Annotated in this window: 2 protein-coding genes; one reads left to right on the top strand and one right to left on the bottom strand. The window is 56.5% G+C overall.

Annotated features, from left to right (window positions below; all coding sequences use genetic code 11):
* Positions 1-366 precede the first annotated feature (366 nt).
* Positions 367-606, top strand: coding sequence for a hypothetical protein (locus EN879_RS37675; protein WP_032899472.1), 240 nt, complete (start codon positions 367-369; stop codon positions 604-606).
* 3 nt (positions 607-609) lie between these two features.
* Here the strand turns inward: EN879_RS37675 and EN879_RS39605 are convergent.
* Positions 610-796, bottom strand: a 187-nt coding sequence (locus tag EN879_RS39605; RefSeq protein WP_127274799.1) for a hypothetical protein, incomplete at its 5' end; no start/stop codon positions are given.

Genomic DNA, 796 nt, shown 5'->3' with positions numbered 1-796 from the left:
GGCTTCGAAGGCCTTATCGACCTTACGAGAGATGCACTGACCGAGGTGGACGGGCAGCAAGTATTTGTTGAAGTGCGGAACGAAAATGGCGACAGGATTCTGAGGCTGAGCATCTCGCTTCAGATCAAGCTGATGAGATAACGTGCGATAGGACTTGCTGCGACAGAATGCTGCCGAACGCCGGCACACCAAACGGAGCGGCGACGAAACCGAATGCCGCGTGGCCGGACTGACGCACGAAGATGCCGCCGCCATTTGCGACCAGCTCGGGTTCTCCACATTGGACAAATCGGAAAGCCGCAGCAGAAGGGCATGCCCGCCTCAGTGGCGCAATCCGACTGATTTAATCGATGTCGCGATTTTTGTATGAAGTTCTGGAACGCGCACTCTCAGCGCTCGTTCATGTTGTCTCAGCAGAGGGTCGTCGAGATGCAACGAAAAGCGAACGAGGCAAGCCGGGTTGCGAAGGGCCAGGACCTTGAGGTCGAACATCTGGTCGAGCTCACGGAAATTGACCCCAAGCAGGCACGAACGCTGCTTCGCAGGCATGGCGCCGATTGGCCGAAGCTCAAAGACGAGGCGGAAGCTCTGAAGAAGGAAGACTAATCGTCACCTTCCGAGCGGTTGGCGAGAAAGCAGTTCTAGCTCATCCTCATCCGTGACCCCAGCCTGGTAGTAAGCCAGAATACGTGATGCGCGCCGCTCCTTCTCGGTTGCGGTTTCGTTTTTGATTTTGCTGCGTGCGAAGACGCGACTGAGCAGGGCAAGTTCTGATGGGGTGAAGGCGTCTCTATGC

The sequence above is a fragment of the Mesorhizobium sp. M7A.F.Ca.AU.002.02.1.1 genome (assembly GCF_003998535.1).
GTDB lineage: Bacteria > Pseudomonadota > Alphaproteobacteria > Rhizobiales > Rhizobiaceae > Mesorhizobium > Mesorhizobium ciceri.
This window is presented reverse-complemented; position numbering and strand designations above follow the sequence as displayed.